Origin of the sequence: Streptomyces sp. BK208, from assembly GCF_004364245.1 — a bacterium.
Classification (GTDB): domain Bacteria; phylum Actinomycetota; class Actinomycetes; order Streptomycetales; family Streptomycetaceae; genus Streptomyces.
Genome location: NZ_SOAV01000001.1, coordinates 208,654 through 225,768, shown reverse-complemented (window position 1 = coordinate 225,768; position 17,115 = coordinate 208,654). Strand labels below are relative to the sequence as shown.

At 73.2% G+C, this 17,115-nt stretch carries 16 protein-coding genes and 2 pseudogenes; 8 read left to right on the top strand and 10 right to left on the bottom strand.

What is annotated here, in order from left to right; genetic code table 11:
• Positions 1-256: 256 nt before the first annotated feature.
• Complete coding sequence (locus tag EV562_RS01120; RefSeq protein ID WP_133884714.1) at positions 257-1,369, bottom strand: alpha/beta hydrolase-fold protein; 1,113 nt, start codon at positions 1,367-1,369, stop codon at positions 257-259.
• An 88-nt stretch (positions 1,370-1,457) separates the two neighbouring features.
• Here EV562_RS01120 and EV562_RS01115 point away from each other — a divergent pair, with 88 nt between their 5' ends.
• Both EV562_RS01115 and EV562_RS01110 read left to right on the top strand, forming a co-directional pair.
• Positions 1,458-1,670 carry an MbtH family protein gene (locus EV562_RS01115; RefSeq protein ID WP_133884713.1) on the top strand — a complete coding sequence of 71 codons (213 nt, stop codon included), beginning with the start codon at positions 1,458-1,460 and terminating at the stop codon, positions 1,668-1,670.
• Between the two features lie 107 nt (positions 1,671-1,777).
• A complete protein-coding gene (locus tag EV562_RS01110) occupies positions 1,778-2,491 on the top strand; it encodes a DinB family protein (protein ID WP_133884712.1) in 714 nt (237 codons plus the stop codon).
• A gap of 8 nt (positions 2,492-2,499) precedes the next feature.
• Here EV562_RS01110 and EV562_RS01105 read toward each other — a convergent pair whose 3' ends face one another.
• The gene (locus EV562_RS01105) at positions 2,500-3,132 is read right to left on the bottom strand and encodes a TetR/AcrR family transcriptional regulator (RefSeq protein ID WP_133884711.1); all 633 of its coding nucleotides are present in this window, start codon (positions 3,130-3,132) and stop codon (positions 2,500-2,502) included.
• Positions 3,133-3,277: 145 nt separating this feature from the next.
• On the opposite strand from EV562_RS01105, the gene EV562_RS01100 reads away from it, so the two are divergent.
• Complete coding sequence (locus tag EV562_RS01100; protein WP_133884710.1) at positions 3,278-4,507, top strand: NAD(P)/FAD-dependent oxidoreductase; 1,230 nt, start codon at positions 3,278-3,280, stop codon at positions 4,505-4,507.
• On the opposite strand, the gene EV562_RS01095 is transcribed toward EV562_RS01100, so the two are convergent.
• Together EV562_RS01095 and EV562_RS01090 are read right to left on the bottom strand one after the other, a co-directional pair.
• A complete protein-coding gene (locus tag EV562_RS01095; protein WP_133884709.1) occupies positions 4,497-5,231 on the bottom strand; it encodes a chitinase in 735 nt (244 codons plus the stop codon). The two genes, EV562_RS01100 and EV562_RS01095, sit on opposite strands and share 11 nt — an antisense overlap.
• Before the next feature lie 104 nt (positions 5,232-5,335).
• A complete protein-coding gene (locus EV562_RS01090) occupies positions 5,336-5,854 on the bottom strand; it encodes a lytic polysaccharide monooxygenase auxiliary activity family 9 protein (protein WP_133884708.1) in 519 nt (172 codons plus the stop codon).
• A 294-nt stretch (positions 5,855-6,148) separates the two neighbouring features.
• Here EV562_RS01090 and EV562_RS01085 point away from each other — a divergent pair, with 294 nt between their 5' ends.
• Both EV562_RS01085 and EV562_RS01080 read left to right on the top strand, forming a co-directional pair.
• Positions 6,149-6,970, top strand: a complete 822-nt coding sequence (locus tag EV562_RS01085; RefSeq protein WP_133884707.1) for an inositol monophosphatase family protein — start codon at positions 6,149-6,151, stop codon at positions 6,968-6,970.
• Positions 6,971-7,165: 195 nt separating this feature from the next.
• A complete protein-coding gene (locus EV562_RS01080; RefSeq protein WP_166661514.1) occupies positions 7,166-8,239 on the top strand; it encodes a ferritin-like protein in 1,074 nt (357 codons plus the stop codon).
• A gap of 38 nt (positions 8,240-8,277) precedes the next feature.
• Here the strand turns inward: EV562_RS01080 and EV562_RS01075 are convergent, their stop codons facing one another.
• Positions 8,278-9,783, bottom strand: a complete 1,506-nt coding sequence (locus EV562_RS01075) for a SulP family inorganic anion transporter (protein WP_133884706.1) — start codon at positions 9,781-9,783, stop codon at positions 8,278-8,280.
• A 416-nt stretch (positions 9,784-10,199) separates the two neighbouring features.
• Between EV562_RS01075 and EV562_RS01065 the strand changes: the two genes are divergently transcribed.
• Positions 10,200-10,607 carry a MerR family transcriptional regulator gene (locus EV562_RS01065; RefSeq protein WP_133884704.1) on the top strand — a complete coding sequence of 136 codons (408 nt, stop codon included), beginning with the start codon at positions 10,200-10,202 and terminating at the stop codon, positions 10,605-10,607.
• Positions 10,608-10,639: 32 nt separating this feature from the next.
• On the opposite strand, the gene EV562_RS01060 is transcribed toward EV562_RS01065, so the two are convergent.
• Entirely contained in the window at positions 10,640-11,032 is a 393-nt protein-coding gene (locus tag EV562_RS01060) for a VOC family protein (RefSeq protein ID WP_133884703.1), read from the bottom strand.
• 85 nt (positions 11,033-11,117) lie between these two features.
• Positions 11,118-11,537, bottom strand: a pseudogene (locus tag EV562_RS01055) (helix-turn-helix domain-containing protein); the annotation flags it as partial.
• On the opposite strand from EV562_RS01055, the pseudogene EV562_RS01050 reads away from it, so the two are divergent.
• A pseudogene (locus EV562_RS01050) lies at positions 11,512-11,706 on the top strand (TetR family transcriptional regulator); the annotation flags it as partial. The pseudogenes EV562_RS01055 and EV562_RS01050 overlap by 26 nt on opposite strands.
• Before the next feature lie 153 nt (positions 11,707-11,859).
• Positions 11,860-12,006 carry a hypothetical protein gene (locus EV562_RS01045; protein ID WP_208298289.1) on the top strand — a complete coding sequence of 49 codons (147 nt, stop codon included), beginning with the start codon at positions 11,860-11,862 and terminating at the stop codon, positions 12,004-12,006.
• A 30-nt stretch (positions 12,007-12,036) separates the two neighbouring features.
• On the opposite strand, the gene EV562_RS01040 is transcribed toward EV562_RS01045, so the two are convergent.
• Genes EV562_RS01040 through EV562_RS01030 form a run of 3 tightly spaced genes read right to left on the bottom strand, consistent with a single transcriptional unit; the run spans position 12,037 to position 17,090 of the window.
• Positions 12,037-12,855 carry a siderophore-interacting protein gene (locus EV562_RS01040; RefSeq protein WP_166661513.1) on the bottom strand — a complete coding sequence of 273 codons (819 nt, stop codon included), beginning with the start codon at positions 12,853-12,855 and terminating at the stop codon, positions 12,037-12,039.
• 15 nt (positions 12,856-12,870) lie between these two features.
• Positions 12,871-15,159, bottom strand: a complete 2,289-nt coding sequence (locus EV562_RS01035) for a glycoside hydrolase family 3 N-terminal domain-containing protein (protein ID WP_133884702.1) — start codon at positions 15,157-15,159, stop codon at positions 12,871-12,873.
• The gene (locus tag EV562_RS01030) at positions 15,156-17,090 is read right to left on the bottom strand and encodes a cellulase family glycosylhydrolase (protein ID WP_133884701.1); all 1,935 of its coding nucleotides are present in this window, start codon (positions 17,088-17,090) and stop codon (positions 15,156-15,158) included. The genes EV562_RS01035 and EV562_RS01030 overlap by 4 nt, the downstream gene beginning before the upstream one ends.
• Positions 17,091-17,115: the final 25 nt, after the last annotated feature.

The following is a 17,115-nucleotide window of genomic DNA, read 5'->3' as shown; positions in this document are numbered from 1 at the left end:
GGTGACCCGGTGACCAGATGAGGTGCCGCCGTGCCGGAGGTTTGCCCCGGGCCTCGCCAGGAAAGGGGCACTGTGATCACCGGTGGCGACAATCCGGTGCAAAGCGTGGAAATACGAGCACCAGGGAGGTATCGATGTCCTCGAAACGACGTCGCAAGAAGAAGGCCCGCCGCAAGAACGGCGCCAACCACGGTAAGCGTCCGCAGAGCTGAGGACGTCCCGGTGCTGAGGGTGGGCGGCAGCGTGCCGCCCACCCTCACGCGTGTCCCGGGACGTCCCGGCCCAGCGTCCAGGCCACGTCCCGCAGGAGGGCGTGCCGCCAGCCCGCCCGGTCGTGGCCCGACGCCGACCGGGAGACCCGCACGGTCGCCCCGGCCCGCTCGGTGAGTTCCTCCACAAGGGCGCAGTGCGGCAGCATCCGCGTCTCGTGCTCGCCCACGTCGAAGGCGACCCGCAGCCCGGACAGGTCGGGACGCCCGCGCAGGCGGTCCGCGAGGGCGCCGCCGGCCGGACCGCCCAGCGGGTCCGCCGGATCCGCGGCCCCCGGTGTCCACCACAACGACGGCGACTGGCAGGCCACCCGCGTCACCAGGCCGGGGAACTCCACGGCGGCGTACAGCGCGCTCAGCCCGCCCAGGCTCTGTCCCGCCACCACGAGCCCGGCCGGGTCGGCAGGCACACCGCTCCCCGCCACGAGGGGCAGCAGCTCGTCCCGCACCGCCTCCCACAGGGCGGGCCGGCAGCCGAACTCGGCCGCGCGGTCCTTGGCGGGCAGGAACACCAGGGTGACCGGGGGCATGTCACCGCTCGCGACGGCCGAGTCGAACGCGACGGTGGCCGGATGCAGATACAGCCAGTCGTCCCCGTCCAGCAGCAGCACCACGGGTCCGCCCCCGCCGGCCGCGTGGACCCGGACGGTGCGCCGGCCCCCGAGCCGTTCGCTCGTCCAGCGCAGCCGGGTCCGGGGCAGGGGCAGGACGTCGTCCGCGCCGACCGGGGGCCAGTGCGGCTGGGGCGGTGCGTCGGGGGTCGACGCGACGGACCTGTCGCCGCCCGCGCCGTCCGGGTTGCACGGGTCCGCGTACGCCGCGTCGCCCACCAGGAACTGGTACGTCACACGCAGGCGCGCGGGCATGCGCACCGTCGCGTACCAGCAGTCGGTGGCGCCCCACCGGCGCAGCGGCACCGGGTCCGACCAGCTTTCGAAGCCGATGGCCGCAGCGTCGCCGCCGCGACGCAGGAACAGGGTCCTCCAGCCGTCGCCGTCCGGCACCGACAAGGGCGAGCGCGCCTCGGCCCAGAAGGCTTCCGTGCCGGGAGCGCCGGACAGCCCGAACGCGGCGAAGGGCTCGTGGCCTGTCAACTCCATGCGCGTCTCCTTGTGGAGCGGAACAGCAGAAGGTTAGGCTCGCCAGTAATTAGGCGAGCCTAACCTAATCCTCCGGGAGGCATCGGGCATGAGCACCAACCCGTTCGACGACGCCGACGGCCGTTTCCTCGTCCTCGTGAACCACGAGGGGCAGCACTCGCTGTGGCCGTCCTTCGCGCAGGTGCCCGGCGGATGGACCGTGGCCTTCGAGGAGAACACCCGGGACGCCTGTCTGGCGTACGTGGAGGCCAACTGGACGGACCTGCGCCCCCGTTCGCTGGCGGAGTCCGTCGACTCCTGAGCACCGGCCGCGGTGGGAAATCGGTCGCGTGTGCGGGACGCGTGTCGCTATGCTCCGCCGCGGCGCCCGGGTGGGCGGCGCGAAGCGCACCGTGGAGGGAGCCGGGCATGGAGACCGAGGGTTCGCGGACGGACCGACTCGGCTTGCTGCTCGACCAGTTCGACCAGGCCAGGGAGATGGCCCAGGTGCGGCTGGCGGGACTCGGGGACGAGGAGTACCTGTGGGAGCCGGCGGCCGGGTGCTGGTCGATCCGGCGCCGGGGTGAGGCGGTGACGCCCAGGGCGTACGGACCCGGCGAGTGGGTGCTCGACAAGGGGGCTCCAGACATACCCGCGAGCGAGTACGCCGAGGTGGCCCGGCAGGCCGCCGGCGGCATGCCGGTCGCGAAGATCGCCGACGACTGGAGTGTGACCGTCGCGCGGGTCGAGGAGGTCCTCGCCCACACGGGCACGCCCGAGCCCGACGAGGCGCCGATCACCACCATCGCCTGGCGGCTGGCGCACCTGCACTCCTGTTTCGCGGGGCATTGGGAGTGGACCTTCGGTGCACGGCGGCAGGACCCGCATCTGCTCGTCGACTTCACCCCCTCCGCCGACCTGGCGCTCGAACGGTTCTGGACGCTGATCGACCGCTGGCGCGAGGACGTCGCGTCCGTCACCGACGAGCAACTGGACACCGTCGGCTTCTCCCAGTACCCGTACGGTTCGGATCCCGACGACCCCTACATCGTCGTCGTGGCGGGAGGCAACCTCGAATTCATCCACCACATGGCCGAGATCGCGCTGCTCCGGGATCTGTGGCGGACGCGCTCGCGGGGTTGAGCGAGGGGTCAGCGCCCGGCGGAGCGGGCGTGGTCGTCGCCGCCCGCGTCGGCCGCCGGGCCGGTCTGTGACCGCCAGCCGTTCAGCAGCAGATCGAAGACCGTCTCCACGGTCGCCCGCGGGTCGCGCCGTCCCGCGGTGAGGGCCGGCACCTCCAGGACGAAGCGGGCCAGTGCCGCGCACGCCAGGTCGTCCGGCTCTCGCCCGAGTTCCTCCGCGATCACGGCACCCAGCGTGCCGGCGTGCCGCATCCACATGCGCTCCCCGTACTCGCGGAGTGCCGGCGTGCCGTCGACCAGCGCCGTGAACCGCTCCCGCCGCGGATCGGTCATGATCGGCAGCCAGGCTTCCAGGGCGTGGGTCCGGAGCGCCTCGACCACCCCCTGACCGCCGGGCCGCTCGCGGACGGCGGCGGCCAGCGCGGCGTCGATGTCCGCTTCACGGTCGAAGACCAGGGACTCCTTGCTCGGGAAGTGCGCGAAGAGGGTCGTCGTCGACACGTCGGCCCTCTCGGCGACGTCGCGGACGCTCACCCGGTCGAAGCCGTGCTCCAGGAAGAGCTCCAGAGCCGCGTCGGCGATGGCCTGCCGGGTCGCGGCCTTCTTGCGCTCGCGGCGGCCCGGGGTCGGTGAGTCGGACATGGCGCCACTCTACCGCATGCCTGGAGTCACACAGGAATCGATGCGAGTAGTGAAATGGCATGAGTAAGAAACTGGAACAGTTGCAGTTTCTCACTCACTTCTGCTTTGGTGGTGGCGGAAGAACCGCCGACGGAAGGAAGACGCCATGCACTCTCCGACCCCCGCGAAGGCGCGGATCAGCATCATCGGGGCGGGCCCGGGAGGCCTCACCTGCGCACGTGTCCTGCGGCAGCACGGCATCGCGGTGACGGTGTACGACCGCGACCCGGACGCCGACTCCCGCAACCAGGGGGGCTCGCTCGACCTGCACGAGGAGGACGGTCAGCGTGCCCTCCGGGAAGCGGGCCTGCTGGAGGAGTTCTTCACGCTCGCCAGGTTCGAGAGCCAGGAGGAGCGCCGCATCGACACCGCGGGGCGGCTCCGCGGACACCGTCTTCCGGCCGAGGGCGACACGGCCCGCCCGGAGATCGACCGCGGCCAGCTGCGGGACCTCCTGCTGCGCTCGCTCGATCCCGGGACGGTGCGATGGGGGCGCGCGCTTGAGTCGGTGGGAGGGACCGCCGACGGGCCACGGACCCTGACGTTCACCGACGGGAGCACCGTGGAGACGGACCTCGTGGTCGGGGCGGACGGCGCCTTCTCCCGCGTCCGCCCGGCGGTGTCCGACGCCGAGCCGCGCTACACGGGGGTCGGCTTCCTCGAGGCCCGGTTCGACGCCGTGGAGACCGCGCACCCGGAGCTTTCCGCGCTGGTCGGGCGCGGCAGCGCCCACGTGGCCGACGGGGAGCGCGGCCTGTTCGCGCAGCGCAACAGCGGCGGTCACATGCGCGTCTACCTCATGCGGCGGGTGCCGCTCGACTGGATGGCGGCGAGCGGGCTGCGTCCGCAGGACACCGACGGCATCCGCGCACGGCTCCTCGCCGAGTACGCGGGCTGGTCGCCGCGGCTCCTGCGGATGATCACCGAGAACGACGGCGCCTATGTCGACCGTCCGCTCTTCGCCCTGCCGGTCCCGCACACCTGGGAGCACACGCCCGGGGTGACTCTCCTCGGGGACGCCGCGCACCTGATGCCCCCGCTCGGGGTCGGCGTCAACCTCGCCATGCTGGACGCCGCGGAACTCGCGCTCGCTCTGGCCGGCTCGGCCACCGTCGACGACGCCGTGCGCACCTACGAGAAGACCATGCTCCCGCGCTCGGCGGAGGTCGCGCGGATGCTGGAGGGCGGCGCCGGGTTCCTCCTGGAGGAGCCGGACGCCGACGAACTCGCCCGGTTCGGCGAACCGGGCTCCGGACCGGCCGACGGCCCCCTCGCGGCCGGGCGTTCGGGTGGCGACGAGGGGGCGGACGGCCGGGCGCCGGTCACTAGCAGCTGAGATTGCCCCCGGGTTCGACGCCGAGGACCTGGGTGAAGCGCTCGTAGTTGTCGATGCGGCTCTGGACCTGCCCCGGGTTGCCCCCGTCGCACTCCAGGCTGCCGTTGATGGCGCGGATGGTCTCCCCGAACCCGGCGCCGTCGACCATCGCGTCGTGCGGGGTCATGCTGCCGGGCCCGGACTGGGTGTTCCAGTACCACAGGCCGGTCTTCCAGGCCACGGCCGAGTCGTTCTGGACCAGGTCGGGGTTGCCGAGCAGGTCGATGCCGAGGGCGTCCCCGGCGGCCTTGTAGTTGAAGTTCCAGCTCAGCTGGACGGGCCCGCGCCCGTAGTACTTGTCGTTGCCGGCCGGGCAGCCGTACGGCTGCGAGGTGTCGCAGTAGTGCGGGTAGTTGGCGGTGTTCTGCTCGACGACGTACACCAGTCCGCCCGTCTCGTGGCCGACGTTGGCCAGGAAGGCGGCGGCCTCCTGCTTCTTCACCGTGTCGCTGCCGGTGTTCGAGAACCCCGGGTAGGCGCTGAGCGCGGCGGTGAGACCGCTGTAGGTGTAGAAGGAGTTCCGGTTCGGGAACATCTGGTCGAACTGGCTCTCGCTGACCACGAATTCCGCGGCGGCGGTACGGCCGTCGGACTTCTGGGCGAGCGCCGACGGCGCCGTGGTCAGGCTGCACAGGACGGCCGCGGCGCCGGTGGCGGCCAGCAGTGCGAGTTTGCGGTGCTGCACGGTATCGACTCCTGCTCGTGGGGGGACGCGGTGGGAACGGTGGAGGGGGGAGCGACCGCCGTCCCGGAGGCGTGCGGTCGCTCCGGCCCGCTCCGACCGGCCCGTCAGCCGCCGACGTTGACGTCGATGCACGCGTAGAACGCGTTGTCCGTGTCGGCGACGTTCCACACGGCGAGGACCTTCTGCGGGCCGGTGAGCCCACCGAAGTCGACCTGGTGGTTCACGACCGCGCCCGGCTTCGCGCCGCCGTCGTCGAACAGGGCGATCCGCTGACCGCCGACGTAGTACTCCCAGGTGCTGGTGGCGTGCTGGGCGGTGAGCCGCCACGAGAACGTCGTGTTCTTCGGCACCGGGGTGACCTGCCAGCCCTTGCTGTCGTCGTCCAGCTCGGCGAAGCGGCTGTTGCCGCCGCTGCAACTGGTCAGGCCCTTGGGGCCCTCGACGCTCTGCGGCTCGTAGGTGATGTCACCGCAGGACACCGTGCCCGCGGCGCACTGGGCCTGGCGGCTGGGCGGGTCGGAGATGTAACCGTGTGCGCTCGCCGAGGAGGCGGGCAGGCTCACGGCGACGACCGGGGCGAGGACCGCGCCGATCAGGGCAGCGGTCTTCCGACGTGCGTGCATGGGGAACTCCTTCACATCCGGCCGTCCGGTGCACACGGTCCTGTGTGGGGGTGACCGCGCACGCCGGGGTACGGCCTCTCGTGGGTGGGGCCAGGAGGCGCGAAGGTGACGCGCACTCACCGTCCTCGCGGGGGAGTGGGACCCGGGCAAGGCTCAACTCCGTAAACGGAGTGGTGAGTTCTGTTGGACTAGACCATACAAGCGCTCGACGTGACCGTGTCAAGAGTGGGGTTGCCGTGAACCGGCACCCGTCGTGGGGTCGCCGGTCGGGCCCGCCGTCTACCCTGCACAGTCGTGACGAATTCACCTGCGAGCCGAGACGACACGGAAGTGGCGATCGCCGCCGCCCGGGCCGGTGCGGAGATCGTGCGGACCCGGTACGGGCAGCGGCTGACGCACATCGACAAGGGCGGCGGGGACTTCGCCACCGACGCCGACGTGGCGGCCGAGGCGGCGATCCTCGACGTCGTCCGCGCCGCCCGGCCCGGCGACGCGATACGCGGAGAGGAGGGCGGACAGCAGGGAGCGGCCGGGGCGGCACGCCAGTGGTTCGTGGACCCCCTGTGCGGCACGCTCAACTACGCCGTCGGCACCCCGCTGGTGGCCGTCAACGTGGCGCTGCGCGACGGCCCCGCGGCCGTGGCCGACCCGTTCGGCGGCGAGGTCTTCTTCACCGACGGCGAGACGGCCCGGGTGCGCCGCGACGGACGGGACACGCCCCTGGTGCCCACCGCGGCCACCCGTCTGGTCGACGTGAACCTGGACCCGCCCTTCCCCGGCGCGCCCGCCTTCCGCGCGGTGGACCTGCTCGCCCACCCCGGGTTCGGGCGCAGCCTGCGGCCGCGGGTCGTGTCCACCACGCTCGCACTGGCCTGGGTCGCGGCCGGGAAACGCGCCGCCTACGTCACCGACGGCACGGGCCTCGCCGAGAGCGTGCACTTCGCCGCCGGGATCGCGTTGTGCCGGGCGGCCGGCTGCGTCGTCACCGGAGTCGACGGCGCCCCGGCCGGTCCCGCGGGCCGGGGACTGGTGGCCGCGGCCGACGCCGAGACCCATGCGCTGCTGCTGACCTTGATACGCGAGCCGCTCGGCACCGGTGCGGACCGTCACCGGTAGGGCCGACCGGGTAGAGGATGCCCCGCGCCGTGCCGCCCGCCTGGCAAACGGCCTCTTCGCTGCTAGTTTCGCCAGCCGTCGGAGGAATGCGGACGTCTCGGTCGGAGACGGGCGCCGCTTGCAGAGGGAGTAAGGGTGACTGGAGTGCGCGAGGAATCGTCGGGGACGGGCGCCCCGTTCGGGCGAAGGACCTTCATGGCGTCGGCCGTTCTGACGGCCGCCGCTCCCCTCCCGGCCGCCGCCTCCGCGCACGCGGCCGGGCGGCCGGGGGGCGCCGTGTCCGGCTGCCGGTCCGTGGCCCAGCTGCTCGCCGTCCCCAAGAGCGGCCGCGGCGTCGACTGGCTGCGGGAGGCCCTGCAGGTCGCCGTGGCGCTCGAACTCGCCACGATCCCGCCCTACCTGTGCGGATGGTGGTCGGTGGGCGACCGCTCCAGCCATGTCGCGCGGCTGATCCGGCGCATCGTCGGCGACGAGATGTACCACCTGGGCGTCGTGTGCAACCTGCTGGTGGCGGTGGGTGGCCGGCCACGGATCACCGACTCGGCGCCCGCCTATCCCGGCCCCCTGCCCGGCGGTGTGCGTGAGGGGGTGACGGTCTACCTCTCGGGGCTCAACCGGCCCTTCGTGCACGACGTGATGATGGCGATCGAGGCCCCCGAGGCTCCCCTCGCCCGCGGCATGAAGGACTCACCCAGCGTCGGCCACTTCTACAGCGACCTGCTGAGCGCCTTCCGCTCCACCGCGCCCGGACTGTCGGCCCACGGGCAGCTGTCCGAGCGCATCGGCTCCGACGTCCTGGAACCCGTGACCGACCTCGACGGCGTCGAGCGGGCCATCGCGATCATCAAGGAACAGGGCGAGGGCACCGCCAGTTCCCCCGAGGACTCCTTCGGCGACGACCACCCGGCCCACTACTACGCCTTCGGCGAGATCTACCACGGCAGGCAGCTGCGCCGGGGGGACGACGGCTGGAGCTTCACCGGTGCCCCCGTGCCCTTCCCCGACGCACGCCCCATGGCCAAGGTCCCGGCCGGCGGCTGGCCCGACCCGCCGCAGCGCGTCCAGAACCTCCTCGACCGCTTCGACACCGCCTACGCCAAGGTGCTCGGCACCCTGGAGGCGGCCTGGACCGACGGCGACGCACGCACCCTGCGCTCGGCCGTCCGGACGATGCGCGCGCTGGAAGCACCCGCGCTGGAGCTGATGGAGACCGACCTCCCGGGCGGCTCCGGCACCTACGGCCCCCAGTTCCGCCCGCCGGGCGCGTGACGCCGGTGCCGTCCCACGCCTGACGCCGTCCCTGAGGGTCAGTGGTGCCCGGTGAGGGTGCCGCCGAGCCGTTCGCGCAGGTCTGAACTGTGCTCGTCGAGACCGGCGATCTCGACCTGCTTGCCGCGCTGCGCGTACTTGGTCTCGATCGCGTCCAGGGCGGCCACCGACGAGGCGTCCCAGACGCGGGTCGCGGACAGGTCGATGACGACCCGGTCCGGGTCACCGGCGTAGTCGAACCGGGTGACCAGGTCGTTGCTGGAGGCGAAGAACAGCTCGCCGGTGACGGAGTAGACGACCTGGCCGCCGTCGGGATCGGTGACCGAGGTGACGTCGGCCAGACGGGCGACCCGCCGGGCGAAGATCACCATCGCGGTGACGGAGCCGACCACGACGCCGACGGCGAGATTGCCGGTGGCGACCACGACGGCGACGGTGACCACCATGACGAGGATCTCGCCTGCGGGCATCCGCCTGAGCGTCCGCGGAGCGACGGAGTGCCAGTCGAACGTCGTGAACGACACCATCACCATCACCGCGACCAGGGCGGCCATCGGGATGTCGGACACGACCGGGCCGAACACGATGCACAGCACCATAAGGAACGAACCCGCGAGGAACGTGGACAGACGGGTGCGCGCGCCGGACACCTTCACGTTGATCATCGTCTGGCCGATCATGGCGCAACCGCCCATGCCGCCGAAGAAGCCGGTGACGATGTTGGCGATGCCCTGACCGATCGACTCACGGGTCTTGTCGGAGTGGGTGTCGGTGATGTCGTCCACCAGCTTCGCCGTCATCAGTGACTCCATGAGCCCGACCAGGGCCATGGCGAACGCGTACGGGGCGACGGTCGTCAGCGTGTCGAGGGTGAACGGCACGTCGGGCAGCCCGGGCACGGGCAGGGCGTGCGGCAGCTCCCCCTTGTCGCCCACGGTCGGTACGGCGATGCCCGCCGCCACGGTGACGACCGTGAGCACGACGATGGAGACCAGCGGCGCCGGGACCACCCTCGTGACCCTCGGGAACAGCACCATCAGCACGAGCCCGGCCGCAGCGAGCGGGTAGACGGGCCAGGGCACGTCGGTCAGCTCGGGCACCTGCGCCATGAAGATGAGGACGGCCAGCGCGTTGACGAAGCCGACCATCACCGAGCGCGGCACGAACCGCATCAGCCTGGCCACCCCGAGCGCCCCGAGGACCACCTGGAAGACACCGGCGAGGATGACCGCCGCGACCAGGTACCCGAGGCCGTGCTCCCGGTTCAGCGGGGCGATCACCAGGGCGACGGCGCCGGTCGCGGCGGAGATCATCGCGCGGCGGCCGCCGACGACCGAGATGGTGACGGCCATGGTGAACGCCGCGAACAGACCGGTCTCCGGGGCGACCCCGGCGATGATCGAGAACGAGATCGCCTCCGGGACCAGCGCCAGGGCGACGACGAGTCCGGCGAGGACTTCGGTGCGCCACACCTTCGGGTCGGAGAGCCAGTCGGGCTTGAGGCCGCGCAGGCGCGCGGCGGGGGAGAGCACCGGAGCAGACAAGAGGAAGGCACCTGTCGTGGTCGGGCACGCCCGGCAGCGAGGGCGTGCGGGGGCGTGCGGAGCCGGGCCGGTCCCGCGCGAGGGCCGCGCGGCGGCGGACCGGGGAGGATGGGGAAAGCGCGTGCCGACGCGGCGGCAGCCGCTCAGCGCCTAAGCGTCACGGCGGGCAGACGGCGGCGCGGGGTGTCGGGGACATGCGCTCGCTCTCTCCTGCTGGCACAGGTGTTCGCCGGGGGCTTCCTCGACCCCGGCACGACAAGGCGGACCGGCTCTCCCGCACCGTGTCGGGTCTCCCCGGGCCATGGACGCGCCGGGCGGCACAGCGGCCCGGCACCCGGGCAACTCTACCCTGACGTTACGGTAGAGATCGAAGCCGTGGCGATGGCGGCGGGACGGGCGACGAGGAAGGCGCACGCGTGGGCGGCGGGCACATGCAGATCGGAGAGGTGGCGGCCAGGACCGTTTTGTCGCTGCGCACGATCCGGCACTACGAGGAGACCGGCCTGGTCGTCCCGTCCGCCCGCTCGCAGGGCGGCTTCCGGCTGTACACGGAGGCTGACGTGGCCCGCCTCATGGTCGTCCGCCGGATGAAGCCGCTCGGCTTCACCCTCGACGAGATGCGCGACCTCCTGGAGGCCACCGACCGCCTGGACCGCGCCGGCGGACAGCTGCCGGCGGACGAGCGCGAGCGGCTCCTCGAACGCGTCCGCACCTACGAACGGGCCGCCCGGCAGCGGGTCGCGGACCTGCGGACCCAGCTGGCGCGGGCGGAGGAGTTCGCCGCGGCCCTCGCCGACCGCCTCGGGAGCGCGACGGTCCCGTAGGCGGCACCCTCCCCCGGCGGGGGCCCTCCAGGTCACGGGGCCTGCATGATCTGGATCAGGTTGCCGCAGGTGTCGTCCAGGACCGCCGTGGTGACCGGACCCGTCTCCACCGGCTCCTGGGTGAAGCGCACCCCGAGTGCGCGGAGCCGGTCGAACTCCGCCCGTACGTCGTCCACGGCGAAGGAGGCCGCCGGGATGCCGTCCTCGGCCAGAGCCGTACGGTAGGGCCGCACCGCGGGGTGACCGGAGGGCTCCAGCAGCAGCTCGGTCCCGTCGGGAGCCTCCGGCGAGACGACGGTCAGCCACCGGTCCCCGCCCGCCCCCACCGGCACGTCGTGCTTTTTCAGGAAGCCGAGCGCCTCCGTGTAGAAGCGCAGGGCGTGCGTCTGGTCGTCGACGAAGACGCTGGTGAGGTGGATCTTCATGGAGTCTGCTCCGGTGCGTCGGTGCCGGACCGTCGGGTGACGACACGCTCGGGCGGGCCGGGGCCCGCGGGTCAGCACCTGCCTATCAAGCGCCCGCACGTCCGGCAACGTCCGTGACCCGCGGCGGGAGCACGGGTCCCGTGGGAGAGGCGGGCGACGGGCCCGGCCACGCCACGTCGTCGATCGCGAGCCACGGCGCGCCGGCCACGGCCGTGGGAGTGAGCCCGGTGAAGGCCTTGACCATCCCGGTGGAGGTGGGACTGGTCGACGTAACCGCTGTCGAAGGCGACGGCGGCAGGCGCGAGGTCCGCCGCGAGCAGGTGGGCGGCGTGGTCGAAGCGCACCAGCCTGGCGCCCCGCTTGGGCGTGATGCCGAGCTGCGCGTGGAAGCGGCCGACAGCCGCTTGCGGCTCCGGCCGACCTCGTCGGCGAGACCGTCGATCCGCACCCGCCCGCGGCTCTCGAGCGTCGTACGCCAGGTGTGGGCGACCTCCGGATCGACCCGCGGCGAGGGGCGCGAGGCCGCCGCCCGCAACCGGGCCGCGTTGGTCGCCGCCGCGCGGGAGATCTACTCGGAGTGCGGTCTGGCCGCCCCGCTGTCCGCGATCGTCCGTCGCGCCGGGGTCGGTCAGGGCGTGCTGTACCGGCACTTCCCCGACCGGCACGCCCTGTCCCGAGCGCGTCGAGCGCGCCTTCGACGACCTGCTCCGGAAGTGTCGCGAGGAGTCCGTGAACGAGGTCCTGAGGCCCAGGACCCCCGGGCGGGCGTAGGCCCGAGCCGGGTCCGCCGTCGGCGGCCTGGGCGGGGTCGGACCGTCCGGGCCGTCATGCTCAACACCGCCCTGCGCGCGGCCGTCGAGCACCACGCCGACCGGACGGCCGATCCGGACGCCGGCTCCGCGGCCACCCGGGTCGATCTCGCCGCCGCCCTGCGCACCGCCCTGGCCCTCGCCGCGGCCGGCCTCGGCCGATGACGGGCACCGGCGCGGGGGAGACCGGCCGCCTCAGGCCGCCGCGAGAGCCTCGTGCTTCCAGAAGCCCGAGAAGGTGATGCGCTCCTTCGGCAGGCCCAGCCGGTGCAGGTGCCTGCGTCCCTCGGTGGCCAGGGTGGACTCGCCGACGACGAAGGCGTAACCGGTCGCGTCGGCGCGAGTCAGCCGGTGCAGTTCACGGAGCGCGGCGGCGCCGGGTACCGAGGAGCCGTCCTGCCGCACGACCCAGGTGACGCTCACTCCGTCCGGGGCCCGCAGCGCGCGCCGGTCGCCGTCGGTGGGGATCTCCTGGATGAGCCGTCCCCTGGTGCCCTCGGGCAGCGAGCGCATGATGCTCGCCGTGGCGGGCAGGCCGGTCTCGTCGGCCACCACGGTGACCTCGGAGGCGTCCCGCGGGCAGTCGAAGAGGACGCCCTGGTCGAGCAGGGCGAGCGCGTCGCCGGGCCGTGCGCCGCAGGCCCAGATCGCGGCCCGGCCCTCGATCTCGCCGGTGGGGCCGCGGTGGACGACGAAGTCGATGTCCAGCTCGGCCGTCCGCCTGCGGTAGTCGGCCACGGAGTAGTTGGCGCAGTGCGGCCGTTCCTCCTCGGGGATCGCCAGGTACGGCTGCCACCACTGGGAGCCGGTGAACTCCGGCAGGCGCAGGGCGCGTTGGTGGGCGAGGGGGAAGAACAGGCGGAACCAGTGGTCGTACCCGAGCCACGGAAAGCCGCCGAGCCGCGGCCCGGTGACCGTGACGCGCCGCATCGACGGGGAGACCCGCTCGGTCCGCACGACGCGGGCGCGGAACATCTCGGGGTGCCGGGGCGTGAGCCGCCTTACCTTCGCCATGAAGGTAAGGCTAGCCTAAGTAGTGGCGGATTCCGAGTCCGTGATCTCCAGGCGGGCACCCCGGGTCCGGTCGGACGCCGGACCCGTCTCCACCTCCACCGTCCCCGGCTCCACCACGAGGCGCAGGTCGCGTCCCACCGACGCGAGCGTCTCCGGGCCCACCTCGAAGACCGCGTCCGCCGCGTCGCCCGGCGCGATACTCAGGCGCACGAAGCCGCGCAACTCGCGCACGCGCGGCCAGGAGGTGCCCCCGGACAGCCTGCGCACGTACAGCTGGACCGTCTCCTCGGCCGGCCGGGACCCCGTGTTGCGGACCGTCACCCGGCAGGTCAGATGCGGCGCGTCCGCACCGACCCGGGTGCGCGACAGCCGCGGCGCGCCGTACGCGACGCTCGTGTACGACAGGCCGTGCCCGAAGGCGTGCAGCGGGCCGGCGCTCTGGTCGACGTACCCGCGATAGCGGTGGTCCTTGCCGTTGTAGTACACGGGCAGCTGGGCGGCCGAGCGGGGCACGGAGACCGGCAGCCGGCCGCGCGGTTCGACGTCGCCGAACAGCACCTCGGCCACGGCACGCCCGCCCGCCGGCCCCGGGTACCAGGCGCTCAGCACCGCGGCCGCGGGCGCCTCCACCCCGGGCAGGGCGTGCGGCCGGCCCTGGACCAGCACCACCACGACCGGTGTCCCGGTCGCCGACACCGCGGACCACAGGGCCCGTTGCGCGGGCGGCAGCGCCAGGTCCGCCAGGTCCACACCCTCTCCGCAGGTCATGTCGGACGGCGTTCCGGCTCCGGTGACGGCCGCTCCGTTCACGTCGAAGGCCGTGTCCGCGGAGCGGGCGCTGGAGCCGCCCAGCACCAGCACGGCCACGTCGGAGCCCGCCGCAAGCGCGACGGCGGCCGCGACGTCCGTCACGTCCTCACCCACCAGGGCGCACCCCCGCCCGTGCAGCACCTCGGTGCCGGGTGCGGCCGCCGCGCGGATGCCGTCCAGGACGGTGACGCCGGCGCCGGGGCGCTGCGGCGCCGTGTAGTCGCCCGTCTGCCGCGCCACGGAGTCCGCGTTCGGACCGAGCACCGCGATCCGCCGCACCGAACGGGACAGGGGCAGGACACCGCCCTCGTGCGCGAGCAGCGTCACCGACGCGCGGGCGACGCGCTCGCCCAGCTCGGCGGGGTCCGGCAGGGCCCCGGTCGCGGACCGGTCGTCGGGCAGGGGCTGCTCGAACAGGCCGAGGCGGAACTTCAGCGCGAGGACCCGCGCCACCGCGGTGTCCACGGCCGCCTCGGACACCAGGGCGCGTTCCACCGCCTCGCCCAGCCGCGGGAAGCAGTCGTCCCACAGGCTCAGGTCGCAGCCCGCGTCCAGGGCCAGCGCCCCGGCCGCGACCGGATCGCCGGTCAGCCGCACCAGCCGGTCCACCGCCGTGCCGTCCGCCATGACGACACCCTCGAAGCCCCACTCCTCACGGAGCAGTTCGGTCAGCAGGTACCGGCTCGCGACGCAGGGCAGGCCGTCGAACTCGTTGTAGGCGGCCATCAACCCGGCCGCGCCCGCCGCCACCCCGGCCCGGGCCGCGGCCAGATGCACCTCGTGCAGTTCGCGCACGCCCAGCTCCGTCGCCGCGCTGTTGCGGCCGCCGGTCGTGGCTCCCTGTCCGGCGAAGTGCTTGAGGACCACGGCCACACCCGCCCGGCCCGCGCCCTCGACCAGTGCCTCGGTCATCCGCGCGGCCAGGTAGGGGTCCTCGGCGAAGCACTCCTCGCTGCGCCCCCAGCGCGGATCACGCACCAGGTCGAGGGCCGAGACCAGCGCGACGTGCGCACCGCGCGCCCGCAGTTCGGCGGCTGCCCCGGCCACCGCGTCGGCGTACAGCCCCGGATCCCAGGTGGCTCCGGCCGCCAGGTTCACCGGGAGCACCGTGCCGTCCAGCGCCTGGTGGCCGTGCGGCATCTCCTCGACCAGCAGCACGGGTATGCCGAGCCGCGTGTTCTCCGTGACGTACCGCTGCACGGTCGCCGCCGTCCGCGCCCCGTCGCGCGCGTCGAGGCCGTCCGCGAAACCGACGCCGGACCACGCGTCGGCCCGCTGCAGCCCGTACAGCGCACCCATGCCGCCGAAGGCGGCGACCTCCGCGCGGAAGGAGTCCGTGAGGCGGTGACCGTCCCCGGCCCTCTCGTAGGCATCCCAGCCGTACATGCGCTGGTTGAGCTGACCGACCTTCTCCGCGAGGGTCATGCGGCCGAGCAGGTCATGGACGCGTTCGGGCACCGGCGCGGCCGGATCGCGGTAACGCGGGGCGGTCACCGCAGCTCCAGCACCACGACGCCGTACGCGTCGAGCGCCACGTCCTCGACCGGTGCGCCGTCCTCCAGGCCGTACAGCTTCCCGTCGGCGGCCGGACGGACCACGAGCGGCTCGCAGCTCTGGCTGACCAGCCACACGAAACGGCGGCCGTCGGCGTGGACGAGGACGTCCGCCGAGACGTGCGGATCGGCGACCGTGACGGGCCGCCGCACGCCCGCGACCTGCGCGAGCGCGGCGTAGAGACGCTGGGTGACATCCGGGTTGACGCGGGCGGTGCGGGCCGCCATGTGCTCCAGCGGGTACGTGGCCAGCACCGTGCGGCCCCTTCCGGTCTCGTGGACTACCAGGGCCGGCCGGCCGTGGGCGTCCACGGCGACGACCCGGCCCGCACGCGGTACGACCGGCAGGTAGGCGCGGCTGTCCTCGTTCCCCGCGACCGGGAAGCGCAGCACCTCACCGGCGCGCAGGTCGCCGAAGTCCTCGGTGAACGTCATCTCCAGCACGTCGTCCCCGATCGGCTCGGCGACACCGTAGGACAACTGCAGTTCCACGCCGAAGAGCCCGTCGAGATCGTCGAACCAGGGCCCCCGGGTGGCCGGATGCTCGCCGGAACAGAACGACAGGTACACGGTGGCGCCCCCGGCGGCCCGGCGGGCCAGCTCCCTGCGGGTGCGGGTGGTGAGCTGCCGGGTGGCGGGAAGCAGGTAGAGCGACGCCTCGCCCGGCAGCCCGTCGGCCTCGCGGGTGAGGGCCACCGGCAGGTCGGCGGAGCGCGCGGTGACGTAACCCTGGTGCAGGGAGGTGAAGATGAGCGGCCGGTCGGCCGGGCGGCTGTAGGGGTAGCCCCGCTCCAGGAAGGCGGGGACGACCAGGGCGGCGTCGGCGTCCGCGCGCGAGCAGCGCGGGAAGTCCACCGCCTTCAGCACCTTCGCGAACGCGGCCAGTTCCCGCAGCGGCTCCTTGGGCGCCCCGGTCGCGTCGGTGATGCCGAAGTGCATCTCGAAGGGGTGGTGGTCGTAGGGGGGCTGATCCCACAGGCCGTCGTAGTCGGTGTTGTTCCAGGCGAGCCAGCCGGTGGCGCCGCCCAGCAGCGAGTTGTGCAGCGTCTGCCGGTAGTGGACGCCCGCGTTGGCGGCCGAGACGGTGTCGGTGGACAGGCCGAACTCCTCCAGCACCACGGGCTGTCCGGTCACCGAGGCCAGCTCGCACTCGAAGGCGGCGCGGTAGTGCTGGCGCGGCCGGTCGGTGTCCGAGCGGTACACGTGCGGGCCGACGAAGTCGACGTACTCGGCCGTCTCCCGCAGCGAGAAGCCGTTGTCGCGGCCGGTGACCTCGATGCCCCACGCCCCGTCGCCCAGGGACACCGGCTGCGTCGCGCCCGTCGCCCGCACCGCGTTGCACATGGCCTGGGCCCACGCCGTCACCACGTCCGAGGACGGCGGGTCGACCTGGTAGATCCGCCCGTACCCGGGCATCTCGTTGGTGATCAGCCAGCCCGTGACCGCCGGGTGGTCCTTGAAGCGGCGTGCCATCCGGGAGACGAACCACGCCTGGCGGCCCACCATCCACACGTCCTCGTACAGGTCGCGGTTGCCGCGCCAGACGGGGTCCCAGTTCTCGCCGGACATGTGGCCGACGATGAAGGTCGGTATCGTCCCCATGCCGGCCTCCGTGTGGGCGTCGAGGAAGTCCTCGAAGCGCGCGCACAGTTCGTCGTCGATCCGGTCGGGCTCCGGATGGAAGTCCGGCCAGTAGAAGAAGGACCGGGTCGTGTTCAGGCCGTGGTCGGCGAGGACCCGCAGTTCCTCGCGGACGATCCGCGGGTCGTAGTTCCGCCACATCAGCGGTCCGCCGGTGCGGGACCAGAAGTTGGCGCCGAGCCAGGGCAGGACGTCGGGCTGGTGGGTGAGCTGGGCGCTGTGGCGTCGCATGGTCCTTCTCAAGTGGTGGGGGTGC

What these genes read in the sequence shown, in the direction of transcription:
- EV562_RS01120 (WP_133884714.1), bottom strand. Translation starts at nt 1,369, where the DNA reads ATGGAGTTGACAGGCCACGAGCCCTTCGCCGCGTTCGGGCTGTCCGGC.
- EV562_RS01080 (WP_166661514.1), top strand. Translation starts at nt 7,166, where the DNA reads ATGGCGTCGGCCGTTCTGACGGCCGCCGCTCCCCTCCCGGCCGCCGCC.
- EV562_RS01040 (WP_166661513.1), bottom strand. Translation starts at nt 12,855, where the DNA reads ATGGCGAAGGTAAGGCGGCTCACGCCCCGGCACCCCGAGATGTTCCGC.
- EV562_RS01105 (WP_133884711.1), bottom strand. Translation starts at nt 3,132, where the DNA reads ATGTCCGACTCACCGACCCCGGGCCGCCGCGAGCGCAAGAAGGCCGCG.
- EV562_RS01115 (WP_133884713.1), top strand. Translation starts at nt 1,458, where the DNA reads ATGAGCACCAACCCGTTCGACGACGCCGACGGCCGTTTCCTCGTCCTC.
- EV562_RS01045 (WP_208298289.1), top strand. Translation starts at nt 11,860, where the DNA reads ATGCTCAACACCGCCCTGCGCGCGGCCGTCGAGCACCACGCCGACCGG.
- EV562_RS01090 (WP_133884708.1), bottom strand. Translation starts at nt 5,854, where the DNA reads ATGCACGCACGTCGGAAGACCGCTGCCCTGATCGGCGCGGTCCTCGCC.
- EV562_RS01030 (WP_133884701.1), bottom strand. Translation starts at nt 17,090, where the DNA reads ATGCGACGCCACAGCGCCCAGCTCACCCACCAGCCCGACGTCCTGCCC.
- EV562_RS01100 (WP_133884710.1), top strand. Translation starts at nt 3,278, where the DNA reads ATGCACTCTCCGACCCCCGCGAAGGCGCGGATCAGCATCATCGGGGCG.
- EV562_RS01110 (WP_133884712.1), top strand. Translation starts at nt 1,778, where the DNA reads ATGGAGACCGAGGGTTCGCGGACGGACCGACTCGGCTTGCTGCTCGAC.
- EV562_RS01060 (WP_133884703.1), bottom strand. Translation starts at nt 11,032, where the DNA reads ATGAAGATCCACCTCACCAGCGTCTTCGTCGACGACCAGACGCACGCC.